The following is a 15523-nucleotide window of genomic DNA, read 5'->3' on the forward strand; positions in this document are numbered from 1 at the left end:
AGCGGAGAACAACATGGAAGCGAACAAACTCTCAACGTCCGGTGGCAACACCGGATTAATGCACCGGATAGCGCGAATCGCCGATGCACTGCCCCACCCTTTTATTATGTTTTTTATACTTTTTGTCGTCACGCTAGGCCTGTCGGCATTGATGAGCGTTTGGGTCGAGCCTGTGCGCCACCCGGCCACCGACGAGTTCGTTCAGGTTCGTTCGCTGCTTAGCTGGGACGGGCTAAGATTTATGGTGACCGGGGCAGTCACTAACTTCACCAGTTTCCGCCCGCTAGGGCTGGTACTGGTGATGGTATTAGCACTGGGGCTAATTCAGAAAACTGGCCTCGCCGATGCCACCATTCGACGCATGTTGAGTAATGTGGCGCCGCGCTTTATTACCCCGGCGGTGGTCATCACCTCGATCATCGGCAATCTGGTTTCGGATGCGGCAGTTTTCCTGATTCCCCCTTTGGCCGCCATCATGTTTAAAACCGTTGGCCGAAACCCGATTGCCGGCATTATGGTGGCCTTTATCGCCGTTTTTGCTGGTTTTAGCGCCAATTTCTTTATTGCGGGCACGGATCTGCTGCTATCCGGTATCTCGACGGAAGTCGTTCAGAGCGTTAGCCCCGGCCACGAAGTCAGCGTGGTGGCCAACTGGTTCTTTATGTGTGCCTCGGTGCCGTTAATTACCCTAATTATCACCGTCATGAACGACAAGTATGTCGAGCCCATGCTGGCGCGCTTTCAGGATCAGAGTGATGATGAAGACAAAAGCCACGGCGTACAGTTAACCGACACGGAACGGCGTGCGCTGCGCTACACCGGCATAGCGGCACTGGCCTATATTGCGGTTATCCTGCTGCTTATTCTGCCAGCGGGTTCCGGTTTACGCAGTGCTGAAGGGGGTCTGTTACCTTCGCCCTTTATGAGTGGTTTGGTGCCCATCATCGTGCTGTTCTTTAGCCTGTGCGGCATTGTGTACGGCGTTTCGGTAGGTAAGATCAAACAATCCAGCGATGTACCACGCTTAATGGAAGCGGCGATGCGGGATATGTGTGGGTTTATTGTCATCGTCTTTATGGTGGCGCAATTTATTGCCATCTTTAACTGGTCAAACTTGGCGATTGTCAGCGCAGTGAATGGCGCTGACCTACTGCTACAAATCAATATGCCTACGGCGCTGGCTTTAGTGTGCTTTATTCTACTGGCCGCCGTCGTGAACCTATTTCTTTACAGCGGCTCGGCGCAGTGGGCGCTGATGGCGCCGATTTTTCTACCCATGCTGATGCTGTTGGGCCTTGAGCCAGAAGCCATCCAAGCGGCTTACCGGATAGCCGATTCATCGACTAACGTGATCTCGCCCATTAACCCCTACCTGCCGTTAGTGCTCGCGGTCATCCACCTGTACAACAAGTCGTTTACCCTCGGCCATCTACTGACCATGGCCATGCCCTACTCCCTCGCCGTGTTAACCGGCTGGAGCAGCCTGTTCTTTATTTGGTACTGGCTGGGGTTACCGTTCGGACTTTGATCGGCCTTTATTGTCCCAGCATCGCCTCCGCCCACTCACGCACTTCTGGATAGGCGCGCTGTTCAAAGACCGCGAAGCCGTTCAGGCTGCGGGCTTTGAGCGGGGTAAACACCGGCATGGTCAAGCCACACAAAAAGTGCGCCAGCCGCTGGGCATTGGGCGGCTGGCCGAGCTGTTCGCTGTGGTGCTCAATCAGCGGTGTGGCGTAGCGCTGAAAATCGGCCGCCGTTAGCGGTGGCTCGGGCGGCGCATCAGGTAGTTTTACCGGGTGGCCATAACACACCGAGCAATGTCCGCAGCGCCACTGTTCAGTATTGGATGGTGTATCAAAGGTGCTGTCACCAAAGGTACTATCACCAAAGTGCATGGTTAGCCGTCGTGTCAGGCAGTCCTCTGACTCGAACAGTGCCAGCATGGCCTGCAGCCGCTCAATCTCGATTCGCTCTCGATTCAGGCAATCGTCGTATAGCTGGCTCGCCAGCGCCTCAATGGTAAAATTCGGCTGGCAGATCTCGTAGACGTCGGTCATCCGCTTGCCTTCCAGGGTCAGCCAGCCCTTATCTTGAAAGTACTCAAGGGCGGTAATGACGCGAGCACGGGAAGCGTCAATCTGCTGCGCCTGCCCCGCCTGATTTAGACGGTCAAAATCTACCGTTCCCCAAATTCGCGCGATCGGAATATTGTCGATTATAAGGCGCACAAAGGCCGCCCGCTCGCCTTCAAAGCGGCTAACTAATTCACTAGGCTCAAGGTGGTAGCGCAGCCGGTACTCGGCTAGAAATGCGAAGCGCGGTGCGATAATGCCATGCATCTCTAGCCGCACCAGCAGCGTCTTTAGCGGCAGAGGACGGATATTGGTATCACGGGAAAGCGTGTTGAGCAGCACCTCCCACTGGCGATCTGGCGCTTGGCCTGCCGCCGCTATCTCTTCCAACAAACGATAGATGCCCGCGTATTCAGGGGTATCGCCGTAAACGAAGTTTTCCAGCACCCGCAAGCCATCCCGCCCGGCCAGGGTCAGGCACGTGGAAGGCAGGCCGTCGCGTCCCGCCCGGCCAATCTCCTGGCTGTAGTTCTCGATGGATTTGGGCAGGTCATAATGCACCACATTGCGGATATCGCCCTTATCAATGCCCATGCCAAAGGCGATAGTGGCCACGATGCAGGGCGACTCGCCGCTCATAAATTGCCGCTGAATCTCATCCCGTCGCTGGGAATCTAGCCCTGCATGGTAAGCCTGGGCAGCGATTCCCTGGGCCGCTAACGCCTTCGCCACCCGCTCGGCGGTTTGTTGCAGGGTGACGTAAATAATCGTCGGTGCTTCGCTACCCGGCTGCATCTGCGGTTTTAGCCAGTTGATCAGCTGCTGCGGGCGATCTTCCATGGCCGGAGATACCAGCAGTTCAAGATTTGAACGGTAAAAGCCGGTGGCAATCACGTTCTCCGGCGCAATGGCAAACTTCTCACCCATATCGGCAATTACTGCCGGGGTCGCCGTGGCGGTAAGCAGCAGCACCTGGGGAATGGCAAAGTCGCCCTGGTAGTCCGGCAGCTTGAGGTAGTCAGGGCGGAAGTTATGCCCCCACTCAGAGAGGCAGTGGGCTTCATCAACCACCATAAGTGAAATATGCACTTGGCGCAGAAAGTGGCGAAAGCGCTCATTCTTGAGCCGCTCCACCGAGACCATAAGGATTTTCAGCTCGCCGCTTTTAGCGCGCTCCATCACTTCCCGGGTAGCATCACGGTCTTGGGTGGAATCAATGCTTGCCGCTGCCACGCCGTGGCGGGCCAGAAACGCCAGTTGATCCTGCATCAGCGCCAGCAACGGTGACACCACCAGGGTTAAGTGCGGTAGGTGCAGCGCTGGAAGCTGGTAGCACAATGACTTCCCCGCGCCGGTAGCAAAAATCGCCGCCGTGGAGTGCCCCGCCAACACTTTGGTCACCACTGCCTGCTGGCCGCCACGAAAGTCGTCAAAACCAAATACGTCTTTCAGCGTTTGCTGCGGTGATATAGGGGGCATGAATACTCCTTGATAGCGAAATTCCGGCTAAAACGCCTTTTCCAGCGCAAAGCGCGGCTGGGTGTGGCCCTCTTTCGTCACTGTTTCCGTAAACATCTCAAGCGGACGCACCCAGAGGTCGTAGTCACCGTAAAGGGCACGATACACCACCAGCGGCTCTTGGTTTTCGCTGTGCTGGGCGGTGCCAAGCACTTCGTAAAGGCTGCCTTTGTAGTGGCGATAAATACCGGGAACGGGGGCAGTCATTGGCTCTCCTCTTGAGGTGCGTTTGTGGCGGCTGGCTGGTTGGCTTTTTTGGCGAGGCGTTCGAGCACTTTTGACGCGGCGACAAAGCCAAAGGTGCCGGTTAAAAAAGTCGCAGCACCGAAACCGGAAGCGCAGTCCAAGCGCGTGGCATCACCACTGCCAGGCTTTTGCAAGCACACTTCACCGTCGGTGCCGGGATACACCAATTGCTCGTCGGAGTAGACGCACTCTACCGAGAAGCGCCGTTTGGGGTTGCGGGAAAAGCCGTAATCCCGACGCAGCCGCGAGCGCACTTTGGATAGCAGCGGGTCGTGCTCGGTGCGGGTGAGGTCCGCGACCTGAATACGTGTGGGGTCAGTTTGCCCGCCCGCCGCGCCGGTCACGGTAATGGGGATTTTGCGCCGCTTGCACCAAGCAATCAGCGCGGCTTTGGCGATCACGCTGTCGATGGCATCCACCACGTGATCGGCATCATCGGGAATCCGCTCGGCCAGGTTGGTGGGTGTCACGAAGGCAGTGTCAGCCACAATCTCAATTTCCGGGGCAATCAAGCGGCAGCGCTCGGCCAGCACATCAACCTTGGGCTGACCGATAGTACCATCCAGCGCATGGAGCTGGCGGTTGACGTTGGAAACGCAGACGTCGTCCAGGTCAATCAACGTCAGCTTGCCAATGCCCGAGCGTGCCAGCGCCTCTACCGTCCAACTGCCTACCCCGCCGACACCCACCACCACCACGTGGGCATGACGAAACACCTCGGCTGCACGCTGGCCATAAAGACGGCGAATGCCGCCAAAGCGAAAATCATAATCTGCAGAAGGAGGTTTCACGTTAGCCGTAGGCACAGGCGAAGCGGACGGCATGCTCGATGGAGTAGCTGAGGACATCACAAACTCACTCATAACGCTTGAAGGGCGGAAGGCTTGGTGTGGGGCGGCGTGCGCACGCTATCCAGCGGTAAATGCCCCGCCCAGCCAAGCTGGTTAAACAGGGCGATCATGGTGTCATCCAAGGCACAGCTCAATTGTACACGCTTGTCTAGCAGCGGATGGTCAAAGGCCAAATAGGTCGCGGCGAGCAGCAAGCGCGGAGCACTCATCTGCTCAGCAAAAAAGCGATTGTGGACACTTTTACCGTGCTTGGCATCACCAATAATTGGGTAGCCACGCCGGGAAAGATGGCGGCGAATTTGATGGCGGCGCCCGGTCAGCGGCCGCGCCTCTACCAGGGAGTAGCGCGCCACCGGGTAGCGGTCGACCTGCACGGGCAGCTCGACGCTATCCAGGCGGCGAATATCGGTCATCGCGGGCATGGCGGGCATTTCCGCCTTGGGGCGCGTACCGTCCTCTTCCCTTAGCGGGTAATCCAAACGATCATTTTCCGGTGCTTTACCGCGCACCACTGCCAGGTAGCGCTTTTCCACCTGGCGCTCGCTAAACGCATCGCTGAGCAGACCAGCCACTGCCGACGAGAGAGCAAATACCATTACCCCCGAGGTCGGCCGATCCAGCCGGTGAACGGGATATACCCGCTTGCCAAGCTGGTCGCGTAAGCGCTGAAGCAGAAATTCGGTTTCACCGCGCGCCAACGCCGAGCGATGCACCAAAAGCCCTGACGGCTTATGCACCGCGACGAGATACTCATCCTGATAGAGGATGTTGAGTGGCGTCATAACGCTCCCCGGTTAAAGCTAACAATCTAAACAGGGCGCCATTGTCGCGGCTTGGCCGTGAGATGTCATCCGCGCAATACGCTATTCACGACAGCGCTTGCTAAGAAGGTAGGTGATCAGCAGTTCATTGTTGGTGGAGTAGGAAAAAGCGGCAGCTGCCCAGGCGGGATATGCTCTTTTAGAAACGCTAAAAATGCCTGCGTCGCCGTCGGCAATGTGCGCTTGGCTAGGGTCTGGACTTCAATAAAGCGGGAATCCATGCCCTGGTCTCGAATAGGAATCGCCACTAAGCGCTGTTGCTGAATGCGGTAGCGCACTGATATTTCCCCTGCCAGCGCCACACCGCCCCCGAGCATGGCGAAGTTAATCAAAGCCTCGGTGTAATCGCTGCTAAAAATGGATTCAAACGCCAGGTTTTGACGGCTACAGCAGATATCAAACAGCTGGCGCAGGGTCGTGTCTGGCGAGGGTAACGCCAGCGGATAGCCCTGAAGCTGCGCCAGCGAGATATGTTTTTTAACGGCAAGCTCATGGTGCGGAGAAACCAGCGCCATAATTGGCGCTGGCTGCCTAAGGGCAACGGTAATATCCGCCTCAGGCTTGAGGCTAAAGGTAATGCCGATATCTGCATCGCCTTCCCTGACATACCGAGTCGCTTGGGCGGGCGCCCCCACCATCAGGTGGAAATGAATACCGCTGTAACGCTTGCGAAAAGCCGCAATTGCCGCGGGTAAAAAATCCACGGCAAAGCCTTCCGAACTAGCCAAACGAACCTTGCCCCGCTGTAACCCACGCAAGGCCATTATTTCGCTGCCAATACGGTCTGCCTCAAGCTGCATATGGCGGGCATGCATCGCCAGTAACTCCCCTGCCGCGCTGGGCACCATACCCCGCGCACGGCGCTCAAACAGCAGCGTATCCAGCTCGCTTTCCAACCGGGCAATCTGACGGCTGATGGCTGAGGGCGCCACATTTAGCTTCCCTGAGGCTTCACTAATAGAGCCACAGCGAACCACTTCGAGAAAGTAGCGTAACGCCGTTTCTTGTAATACGCGTGGATTCATAGTGGCTCCCCCTTCGCCATAAGCATTGCCAAAACGGCAATGATAAGTTCTAAACATTGCACTTGTGGCACTCCTAAGCAATAGATTAGTTTTAATTCAAGGCGGCGGCTCATCTAACAAAATAACAGCCTCGCCGGTACGCCAAACGCTCATAACCTTCCTTTATTAAAAAAACGAGGTATGGCATGCAAACACCCAAAACTCTCTACTGCGTTACATCACTTGCTTTACTCAGCATCGCGACACCCGCCTTGGCTGGCAAAGCCAACGATACGTTGGTCTATGCATCTGACAGCGAACCCGAGAACGTTAGCCCCTACCACAACAATCTGCGTGAAGGGGTTATCCTTGCCCATTTGGCCTGGGACACGTTGATCTATCGCAACCCGCAAACCAACGAGTACGAGCCGCGTTTGGCAACCGAATGGGAGTGGACCGATGATAAGAGCCTGGATCTTGTGCTGCGCGAAGGAGTGACCTTTCACAACGGCGAGACCTTCAATGCCGACGATGTGGCATTCACCTTCAACTACGCGGTGTCCCCCGAATCACGGGTGGTGACGCGCCAAAATGTTGACTGGATCGAAAGCGTTGAGAAGCTTGATGAGTACCAAGTCCGCATTCACCTCAAAGAGCCTTTCCCCGCAGCCCTTGAGTACCTTTCCGGCCCAATGCCAATTTACCCCGATGAGTATTTCCAGGAAGTGGGTATCGAGGGTTTTAGTCGTGAGCCCGTAGGTACCGGCCCTTACCGGATTACCAACGTCCGCCCTGGGGATGGCGTTAGCCTAACGCGCTTTGATGACTACTTTGCCGACAGTCCTATTGGTCAGCCGGAGATCGCTAATATCGAGTTCAAGGCCATTGCCGATGCGGACTCACGTATGGCGCAATTAATGTCCGGTCAAGTCGATTGGATCTGGCGCGTGCCGTCGGATCAAGCTGAGTCGTTAAACGCTATGCCACAGCTTAGCGTGCTAGGCGGCGAAACCATGCGAGTCGGTTATATCGGCCTGGATGCCGCGACCCGAGAAGATTCACCGCTAAATGACATCCGCGTACGCCAAGCCATCAATCATGCGATGAACCGGGAAGGGCTCGCTAACGACCTAGTGCGCGGCGGCAGCCAGCCCCTCTACGCCCCCTGCTTCCCGACTCAGTTTGGCTGTGAAACACAAGACGTTATTGAGTATGAGTACGACCCTGAAAAAGCCCGTGAACTACTTGCTGAAGCCGGTTACGCCGATGGCTTCGACATTGACCTTCACGCCTACCGTGAACGGAATTACGCCGAAGCAATGATTGGCGACCTGCGTGCAGTGGGCATTAATGCCAATCTGCGCTTTATGACCTCCCCCGCGTTGCTGGAGCTTCAGCGCAACGGTCAAACCGATATGTCGTTCAAAGCCTGGGGCTCCTTCTCTATTAATGATGTCTCGGCTTTCGTTAGCGTCTATTTCACAGGCGGCATTGACGATCTCTGGCAGGACACTCAGGTGCAGGAGTGGCTGCAGGTCGCCGATACCTCGGTAGATCCTGATGTGCGCTTAGAGCACTACCAAAAAGCTTTCGCCCGCATTTCCGAGCAAGCGTACTGGGCACCGCTGTTCTCCTACTCCACCTACTACGCCCACACCGCTGATCTCGACTTCACTGCCTACCCTGATGAACTCCCCCGCTTCTACGAGGCGAGCTGGAAATAACGTTACCGATGGCATCTGATCGAGTTAACGGCAGCCGTGGAAATCACCACGGCTAGCCTTCCACAGCGAGGGAGTGATGCTTTATGTGGGCATTTGTTTTCAAGCGCACGCTGATAGCGCTTAGCGTCGCGCTAACTATTTCGGTGCTCTGCTTTAGTCTGCTGCAGCTCTCGGGTGACTTGGCACTCTCCATTGGCGGCCCCGAGGCCACCGCCGAACAGGTCGAGCAAATTCGTATTGAGTACGGCCTGGATCGCCCGGTGATTGAGCAATTTACGACGTGGATATGGGGAGCTGTGCAGCTCGACTTTGGACGCTCTTACTACTACCAGAGCGAGGTCATGGACTTAGTCGTTGAGCGCCTACCGGTAACGATGACCCTGGGAATGTTGGCCTTGGCGATTGCTCTGGGCGTTTCTATTCCGCTCGGCGTTGTGGCCGCGCTCAAGCGTGGCAGCTGGATAGACCGCGCGGCCATGGCGATTGCGGTCACCGGCCAGGCAATGCCCAACTTCTGGTTTGGCTTAACGCTGATCATCCTGTTTGCCGTCAAGTTGCAGTGGTTTCCCGCCGCAGGTAGTGATAGCTGGCAAGGCTTTGTGCTACCCGCCATTGCGCTGGGCTATTACGCCACCCCCGCCATGATGCGGCTAACCCGCAGCGGCATGCTGGAAGTACTGGAGGCAGATTACATTCGCACCGCCCGGGCAAAAGGGCTGCGCACCGGCACGGTGATTTTCAAACACGCGCTACGCAATGCGGTGATTCCAGTGGTGGCACTGGCCGCCGTGGAGCTGGGATTTATGCTCGGCGGCTCGGTGGTGATAGAGACTGTCTTTTCGCTGCGTGGGCTGGGGCAACTGGCCTGGAATGCGATTTCCCGTAACGACTATCCGGTGGTTCAAGCCATCGTTCTGATCATTGCGCTGTTCTATATCGTGCTGACGCTAATTGCCGACATTCTCAACGCAGTACTCGACCCACGATTACGTGCGCGCTAACGGAGAACACCATGGCACAACTACTTTCCTCACCGGTGGCGGCCACGCACCACCCGGCAAATACTTGGCTGTCGCGGCTGGTTCACAGCACGTTCAAAAACCGCAGCTTAGCCATCGGATTATTGATCATCACTTCACTAGGCATTGTGGCGCTTCTGGCCCCTTGGCTAGCCCCCCATGATCCCTATTTACAGAATACCGCTAACCGCATGGTGCCACCTATTTGGCACGAAACCGGTAGTTGGACTCATCCATTAGGCACTGACCGTCTTGGCCGTGACTATCTGAGCCGACTGATTTATGGCACCCGGATTTCACTCTTTATCGGGCTGGTGGTTGCGCTGATTTCAGGGTTGATTGGCACCACCCTTGGTGTGCTGGCAGGCTATTTCGGCGGTCGCGTCGATGCCGTAGTGAGTTATCTGCTCACCACTCGCCTAGCCATGCCCGTGGTGTTAGTGGCGCTGGCCATGGCTTCGCTGATGGGCGGCTCGATGCTGACCGTCACGCTACTGCTGGGGCTGCTGCTGTGGGATCGCTTTGCCGTCGTTGCCCGCTCGGCTACTCAGCAATTGCGCGATGCTGAGTATGTGCAGGCAGCCCAGGCACTGGGCTGCCCGCTGCCGTATATTTTGCTGCGCGAAGTGCTCCCTAATATTGCTGGCGCCCTCATTGTGGTGGCCACCCTCGAAGTCGCCAACGCTATTTTGCTCGAAGCAACGCTGTCGTTTCTGGGCATGGGCGTGCAGCCACCCTCACCCTCATGGGGGCTGATGATCGCCGAAGGCAAAGCCTATATGTTCTTTCAGCCCTGGGTGATTACGATTCCCGGCAGCGCGCTGTTTGTTCTGGTGCTGGCGATTAACTTGCTGGGTGACGGACTGCGCGACCTCAGCGCACCGGGAGGCCGCAATGAATAATCTATCTTCAACTGAGCGCTCAACAGCGCCAGCCTCACCGCTTCTCAGCGTTAAGCAGTTACGGGTTGATTTACCCGTAGCCAAGGGCACGCTACACGCCGTGCGGGGTATCGACTTTCACGTTGAGCGCGGTGAAATGCTCTGCCTGGTAGGCGAATCAGGGTGTGGTAAATCCATGACCTCGCTGGCATTAATGGGCCTACTGCCGCGCAAGGCGCAGGTAAACGCCGACTGCCTCAACTTTGACGGCGTTGATCTCCTTACGGTGCCAGAACGCGAGCGCAGCAACCTTCGCGGTGCACGCATGGCGATGATTTTCCAAGAGCCCATGACCGCCCTCAACCCCGCCTACACCCTGGGCAATCAGCTCTGCGAAGCCCTGCGCCGCCACCAGCAGGTATCTCGTAAAGCGGCCCACGACCGCGCCCTCTATTTGCTTAAACGAGTAGGCATCAGCGCCGCCGAAGAGCGTATGCGCCAATATCCTCACCAGCTTTCGGGCGGGCTGCGCCAACGGGTGATGATCGCCATGGCGCTAATGTGTGAGCCCGACCTGATCATCGCCGATGAACCCACCACGGCCCTGGACGTCACCATTCAGGCGCAAATTCTGCACCTGCTGCGCGACTTACAGCAGGAGTTTGGCACGGCGGTTATCTTCATCACCCACGACCTGGGCGTCGTGGCACGCATCGCCGACCGGGTCGCCGTGATGTATGCCGGCGAGGTCATTGAAACCGCCTCTGCACAGGCACTCTTTCAAGCCCCCAGCCATCCTTACACCCAAGGGTTACTGCGCTGCATACCAACACCCGGCAAAACGCTGCCAGGCAGCCGCTTGCAGGCAATTCCAGGGGTAGTACCCAACTTGGTAGAAAAGGTTGATGGCTGTGCCTTTTGTAATCGCTGCGACCAAGCGGCCGAGCTTTGTCGCACCACACCGCCCTTGCAAACCGTTGCAGATGGGCACTTGTCGCGCTGCCACTTTGCTCATCAGCTATCAAACCCAGCGCAGCTAAACGCTCAGGAGGTAACGCTATGAACAGTGCCGCCAGTAGTCGTGACCCTCTCGCGCTGGAACTCTGCGCGCTGTCCAAAACGTTCAAGCTGGGCGGCGGAATGCTGCATAAAAGCCGTACCTTAAAAGCAGTCAATGATGTATCCCTGCGCGTTCCCCGCGGCCAGGTGATGGGGCTGGTGGGTGAGTCAGGCTGTGGCAAGAGCACCTTGGCCAAAGTGCTACTAGGACTGACACCTCCTAGTGCGGGCGATGTACTGATCAATGGCAAAGCGATCGTTAACGCTAACCAAAAGGCACTCGCCCGCCATATACAACCAATTTTCCAAGACCCTTACTCGTCGCTTAACCCCCGCCAACGGATTGAACAGATCGTCGGTTTACCGCTGCGCATTCACGCCATGGGCACAGCCAAGGAGCAGGCAGCCAAGGTAGATGAGATGCTCGAGTTGGTCGGGTTGCCTAAACGCGCGGCCCAGCAATACCCGGGGCAAATGTCCGGTGGGCAGCGTCAGCGGGTAGCGATTGCACGGGCGCTGATTATGCGCCCTGACCTAGTGATCTGTGACGAACCCACCTCTGCGTTGGATGTGTCGGTTCAGGCCCAGATACTCAATTTACTGCTCGACCTGAAAGATGAGTTTGGCCTTACCTACCTGTTTATTAGTCACGACCTGGCCGTGGTTGAACACTTGGCGGACCGGATCGCGGTGATGTACCTGGGGCGGATTGTCGAAGAGGGTACCCGTGAGCAAATTTTCTCAGCTCCTCGCCACCCTTATACCCAAGCGCTGCTGGCTTCTGCGCTTACCCCAGAACCTGGTTTAGGCGTACCTGATATCGGCCTTGGGGCAGGCCAGCCCGACCCCACGCAGCCACCTTCAGGCTGCGCCTTCCACCCTCGCTGCCCGATAGCTCAGCCTGAGTGTGCCCAGCAAGCACCCGCACTGAGTCCTATAGCTCAGAGTGCTGGTCCAGGTACGTCTCAAGGTACGTCTCAAGGTACTTCTCAAGGCAATCCGACGCGTGTCGCCTGTCACTTTGCCTAAATACGGTGAACCAATACCTAACGTTAAAAAGGAATGTTTATGTCGCGCCAACACGCCTTAGACAATGCTAAAGCCTATTTTGATAGTGGCGAGTTTTATAATCAGCTTTCGCCGCGTATTGCCATTCGCAGCGAAAGCCAGGAACCCCATCGGCTGGAAGAGCTTCAACGCTACCTTACTGAACAGATTATTCCCGATATTGAGCAGCTCGGTTTCACATGGGAAATTGTCGATAATCCAGTGGCAGGGTTTGGGCCTTTTCTGATCGCTGAACGCCTTGAAACCGGGGCCATGTTCAGCGTATTGACCTACGGCCATGGCGATGTAATACGCGGCTATGACGACCAGTGGGCCGAAGGGCTGTCGCCATGGCAAATCACCCAGCGGGGAGATCGCTGGTATGGGCGCGGCACCGCTGATAACAAAGGCCAGCACACGATTAATTTAGCTGCGCTCGGCTGTGTGCTGAAAGCCAGCGGCGGGCACCTGGGCTATAACGTTAAGCTGGTGCTGGAGATGGGCGAAGAGACCGGTTCGCCGGGGCTAAAGGAGGTTTGCAACCGCTATCGGGAGCGTTTAGCGGCCGATGTGTTTATTGGTTCGGACGGGCCCCGCCTGGACGCCGAATCGCCGACGCTATTTTTAGGCTCACGGGGATCGTTCAACTTCGACCTAAAGCTGCAGGCCCGGGAAGGTGCCCACCACTCGGGCAACTGGGGCGGGGTATTGAAAAACCCGGCGGTGCGATTAACCAATGCCCTGGCCACGCTGGTGGATGCCAACGGCGTGATCCAGATTCAGGGGCTACGCCCTGAGCCGATTCCTGACGCCGTGCGCAGCGCTCTTGCCTCACTCGAGGTAGGCGTCGGTGACAATGCCCCGACGATTGACACTGACTGGGGCGAGCCAGGGCTCTCCCCCGCGGAGCGGTTATTCGGTTGGAACACCTTAGAAGTGCTGGCCATAAAGGCCGGAAACCCGGACGCCCCGGCCAATGCGATTCCGCCCTACGCCTACGCCCACTGCCAGCTGCGCTTTGTGGTGGGCAGCGATCAGGATAACTTTCTTGCCCATTTACGCCGCCATCTGGATCAACACGGCTATAGCGATATTGAAGTGAGCGCGGCGCGCATGTCACAGATGAATGCTACACGGCTTGACCCTGAAGACCCTTGGGTGAGCTGGGCATTAACCTCGATGCAACTCTCTACGCACAAACAACCCACGCTATTACCTAACTTAGGCGGATCATTACCCAATGATGTATTTGCCGAAACGCTGGGCTTACCTACCCTGTGGGTGCCGCACTCCTACCCCGCCTGTTCTCAGCATGCTCCTGACGAACACCTGCTGGGCAGCATCGCCGCCGAGGCACTGCTTTTGATGGCAGGGCTTTTCTGGGATCTTACGACTCAGGGCGCAGAGATTAATAAGGAGCGAGCGTCATGCAAGAGCCACTAATACAGCAAGCCTGTGATTGGCTGGATGGGCAGCAGCAAGCGATGGTTGACTGCTTAGCGGCCCTGGTCAATATCGATTCCAACAGCTACGACAAAGCAGGCACGGATGCGGTTGCCGATCAGATCACCCAATGGCTTGAGCAAGATGGCATCACCGTCATACGCCACCAACGCCCTGATTCAGGGGATATTTTAGAAGCACAACTGGGGAGAACTGACCAAGGTCATGTGCTCTTAATGGGGCACCGTGATACGGTTTTTCCGACCGGCACAGTGGCTAGCAGAGGTTATACCCAGCAAGACAACGTCGGCTTTGGCCCCGGCGTGGCCGATATGAAAAGTGGCCTAGTGATGAACTGCTTTGTTCTGCGCGCGCTAAGCCGCCTGCCCAATTGCCCACTGCCCGTTCGTGCCCTGTTTACCGCCGATGAGGAGATTGGCTCGCCAGATGGTCGGGCGTTCATCGAAGCCACCGCCCAGGGGGCACGTGCAGTCTTGAACGTCGAGCCTGGGCGCGTCAGCGGCAATGTGGTCACTGGCCGAAAAGGAGGTGCTGGCTTTTTGATCAACGTCACCGGCAAAGCCGCTCACTCCGGCGTGAGCCATGCCGATGGGGCCAGTGCGATCGAAGCAATTGCCCGAAAAATCATCAAACTGCATGCTTTGACCAATTACGAGGCAGGTATCACCACCAATGTGGGCACCATCACCGGCGGGGTATCACGCAACACTGTCGCGCCTTTCGCGTCTGCTCAGTTGGATATTCGCTTTGTAACCACAGTACAGCGTGAACAGCTGTATAAAGCCATTGAGGCGATTATCGCCGAATCCGATATTCCTGGCACCCAGGCAACCATTGAGCAGACATCGGAGTTCTACCCTCTCGAAGAGCGTATGAGCAGCGAACTGTTTGCTCTTTACCAGTCTCAGGCTAAAAACGTTGGCTTTGATGTTGATGGTGAATTCACCGGCGGCTGTTCTGATGCTGGCTGGACGGCCAGCTTGGGCATTCCCACCTTGTGTGGACTTGGCCCGGTCGGCGCCAAAATGCACACTGACGAGGAGTACTGCTTACTGACTACGCTGGTACCGCGCACTCAAGCACTCACTGCTACTTTATTAAGCTTAAAAGATTGAATTTAAAAGGATGCTTTTACACAACATCGTGGTTGCCTATCACTAGCCGGGTGGCGAAGAAGCAGCTCGGCAGCTACCTTAAATAAGCAACGCTACAGACGCGTTTCCATGGAGTAGGAAGGAGAGATCAATATGCGCTATACAACTGCACGCTATTCACTTACCGCTATGGCTGCCTCGCTGCTACTCGCCACCTCGGCGGCGCAAGCGAATGAAACGCTCGATGTGGAGATGCATAAAGTCAGCGCTGAAGGAGTCGAAGAGTCGATTGGTACCGTATCTCTGGAGCATACGGATCATGGCTTACTGCTGACACCCTCGCTGACGGATCTTGAGCCCGGTGTTTACGGTTTTCACGTCCACCAGAACGCCAGTTGCGACCCTGCCGAGAATGATAGTGGCGAAATGACCGCTGCGCTGTCAGCAGGTGGTCACTATGACCCCGAAGAAACCGGCACGCACCAAGGCCCTTACGGTGAAGGTCATTTAGGCGATCTGCCGGTGTTAACCGTTAATGAAGAGGGCGAAGCCAATCTACCCGTTCTAGCCCCACGCCTAAGCATGGAAGATATGCCGGGGCGCAGCCTGATGATTCATGAAGGTGGCGACACCTACAAAGATGAGCCCCACCTGGGCGGCGGCGGCACCCGGATGGCCTGCGGCGTCGTTGAGTCTTAACCTTTACCGTTGTTGTTAATCGAC

The 15523-nt window shown here is 56.6% G+C and carries 14 protein-coding genes; 9 read left to right on the forward strand and 5 right to left on the reverse strand.

Features of this window, described 5'->3' with window-relative positions:
• Window positions 1–13: 13 nt before the first annotated feature.
• A complete protein-coding gene (locus tag HZU72_RS09140; protein WP_180091517.1) occupies window positions 14–1528 on the forward strand; it encodes an AbgT family transporter in 1515 nt (504 codons plus the stop codon).
• 7 nt (window positions 1529–1535) lie between these two features.
• On the opposite strand, the gene HZU72_RS09145 is transcribed toward HZU72_RS09140, so the two are convergent.
• The 5 genes from HZU72_RS09145 to HZU72_RS09165 all read right to left on the reverse strand — a co-directional run bounded on the left by HZU72_RS09145 (window position 1536) and on the right by HZU72_RS09165 (window position 6533).
• Entirely contained in the window at window positions 1536–3551 is a 2016-nt protein-coding gene (locus tag HZU72_RS09145) for a RecQ family ATP-dependent DNA helicase (protein WP_180091518.1), read from the reverse strand.
• A 27-nt stretch (window positions 3552–3578) separates the two neighbouring features.
• On the reverse strand, window positions 3579–3797 hold the full coding sequence (locus tag HZU72_RS09150; protein WP_180091519.1) for a DUF1653 domain-containing protein: 219 nt from the start codon (window positions 3795–3797) through the stop codon (window positions 3579–3581).
• A complete protein-coding gene (gene tcdA / locus HZU72_RS09155) occupies window positions 3794–4660 on the reverse strand; it encodes a tRNA cyclic N6-threonylcarbamoyladenosine(37) synthase TcdA (protein ID WP_180091679.1) in 867 nt (288 codons plus the stop codon). The genes HZU72_RS09150 and tcdA overlap by 4 nt, the downstream gene beginning before the upstream one ends.
• A 35-nt stretch (window positions 4661–4695) precedes the next feature.
• The gene (locus HZU72_RS09160; protein WP_180091520.1) at window positions 4696–5469 is read right to left on the reverse strand and encodes a pseudouridine synthase; all 774 of its coding nucleotides are present in this window, start codon (window positions 5467–5469) and stop codon (window positions 4696–4698) included.
• A gap of 116 nt (window positions 5470–5585) precedes the next feature.
• The gene (locus HZU72_RS09165; RefSeq protein WP_180091521.1) at window positions 5586–6533 is read right to left on the reverse strand and encodes a LysR family transcriptional regulator; all 948 of its coding nucleotides are present in this window, start codon (window positions 6531–6533) and stop codon (window positions 5586–5588) included.
• 185 nt (window positions 6534–6718) lie between these two features.
• Between HZU72_RS09165 and HZU72_RS09170 the strand changes: the two genes are divergently transcribed.
• The 8 genes from HZU72_RS09170 to sodC all read left to right on the forward strand — a co-directional run bounded on the left by HZU72_RS09170 (window position 6719) and on the right by sodC (window position 15499).
• Window positions 6719–8236: an ABC transporter substrate-binding protein gene (locus tag HZU72_RS09170; RefSeq protein WP_180091522.1), complete on the forward strand. Its 1518-nt coding sequence runs from the start codon at window positions 6719–6721 to the stop codon at window positions 8234–8236.
• Window positions 8237–8319: 83 nt separating this feature from the next.
• Entirely contained in the window at window positions 8320–9237 is a 918-nt protein-coding gene (locus HZU72_RS09175; protein WP_180091523.1) for an ABC transporter permease, read from the forward strand.
• An 11-nt stretch (window positions 9238–9248) separates the two neighbouring features.
• Window positions 9249–10157, forward strand: a complete 909-nt coding sequence (locus HZU72_RS09180; RefSeq protein WP_180091524.1) for an ABC transporter permease — start codon at window positions 9249–9251, stop codon at window positions 10155–10157.
• Window positions 10150–11199, forward strand: coding sequence for an ABC transporter ATP-binding protein (locus HZU72_RS09185; protein WP_180091525.1), 1050 nt, complete (start codon window positions 10150–10152; stop codon window positions 11197–11199). Before HZU72_RS09180 ends, HZU72_RS09185 begins: the two co-directional genes overlap by 8 nt.
• The gene (locus HZU72_RS09190; RefSeq protein ID WP_180091526.1) at window positions 11196–12224 is read left to right on the forward strand and encodes an ABC transporter ATP-binding protein; all 1029 of its coding nucleotides are present in this window, start codon (window positions 11196–11198) and stop codon (window positions 12222–12224) included. Before HZU72_RS09185 ends, HZU72_RS09190 begins: the two co-directional genes overlap by 4 nt.
• Window positions 12225–12263: 39 nt before the next feature.
• A complete protein-coding gene (locus HZU72_RS09195; RefSeq protein ID WP_180091527.1) occupies window positions 12264–13685 on the forward strand; it encodes a M20 family metallopeptidase in 1422 nt (473 codons plus the stop codon).
• Window positions 13670–14821 (forward strand): M20 family metallopeptidase, encoded by a 1152-nt coding sequence (locus HZU72_RS09200; protein WP_180091528.1) that lies wholly within the window; start codon window positions 13670–13672, stop codon window positions 14819–14821. Before HZU72_RS09195 ends, HZU72_RS09200 begins: the two co-directional genes overlap by 16 nt.
• Window positions 14822–14953: 132 nt before the next feature.
• The gene (gene sodC, locus HZU72_RS09205) at window positions 14954–15499 is read left to right on the forward strand and encodes a superoxide dismutase family protein (RefSeq protein ID WP_180091529.1); all 546 of its coding nucleotides are present in this window, start codon (window positions 14954–14956) and stop codon (window positions 15497–15499) included.
• The last annotated feature ends 24 nt before the right edge of the window (window positions 15500–15523 follow it).

The sequence above is a fragment of the Vreelandella sedimenti genome, from assembly GCF_013416325.1.
GTDB lineage: Bacteria > Pseudomonadota > Gammaproteobacteria > Pseudomonadales > Halomonadaceae > Vreelandella > Vreelandella sedimenti.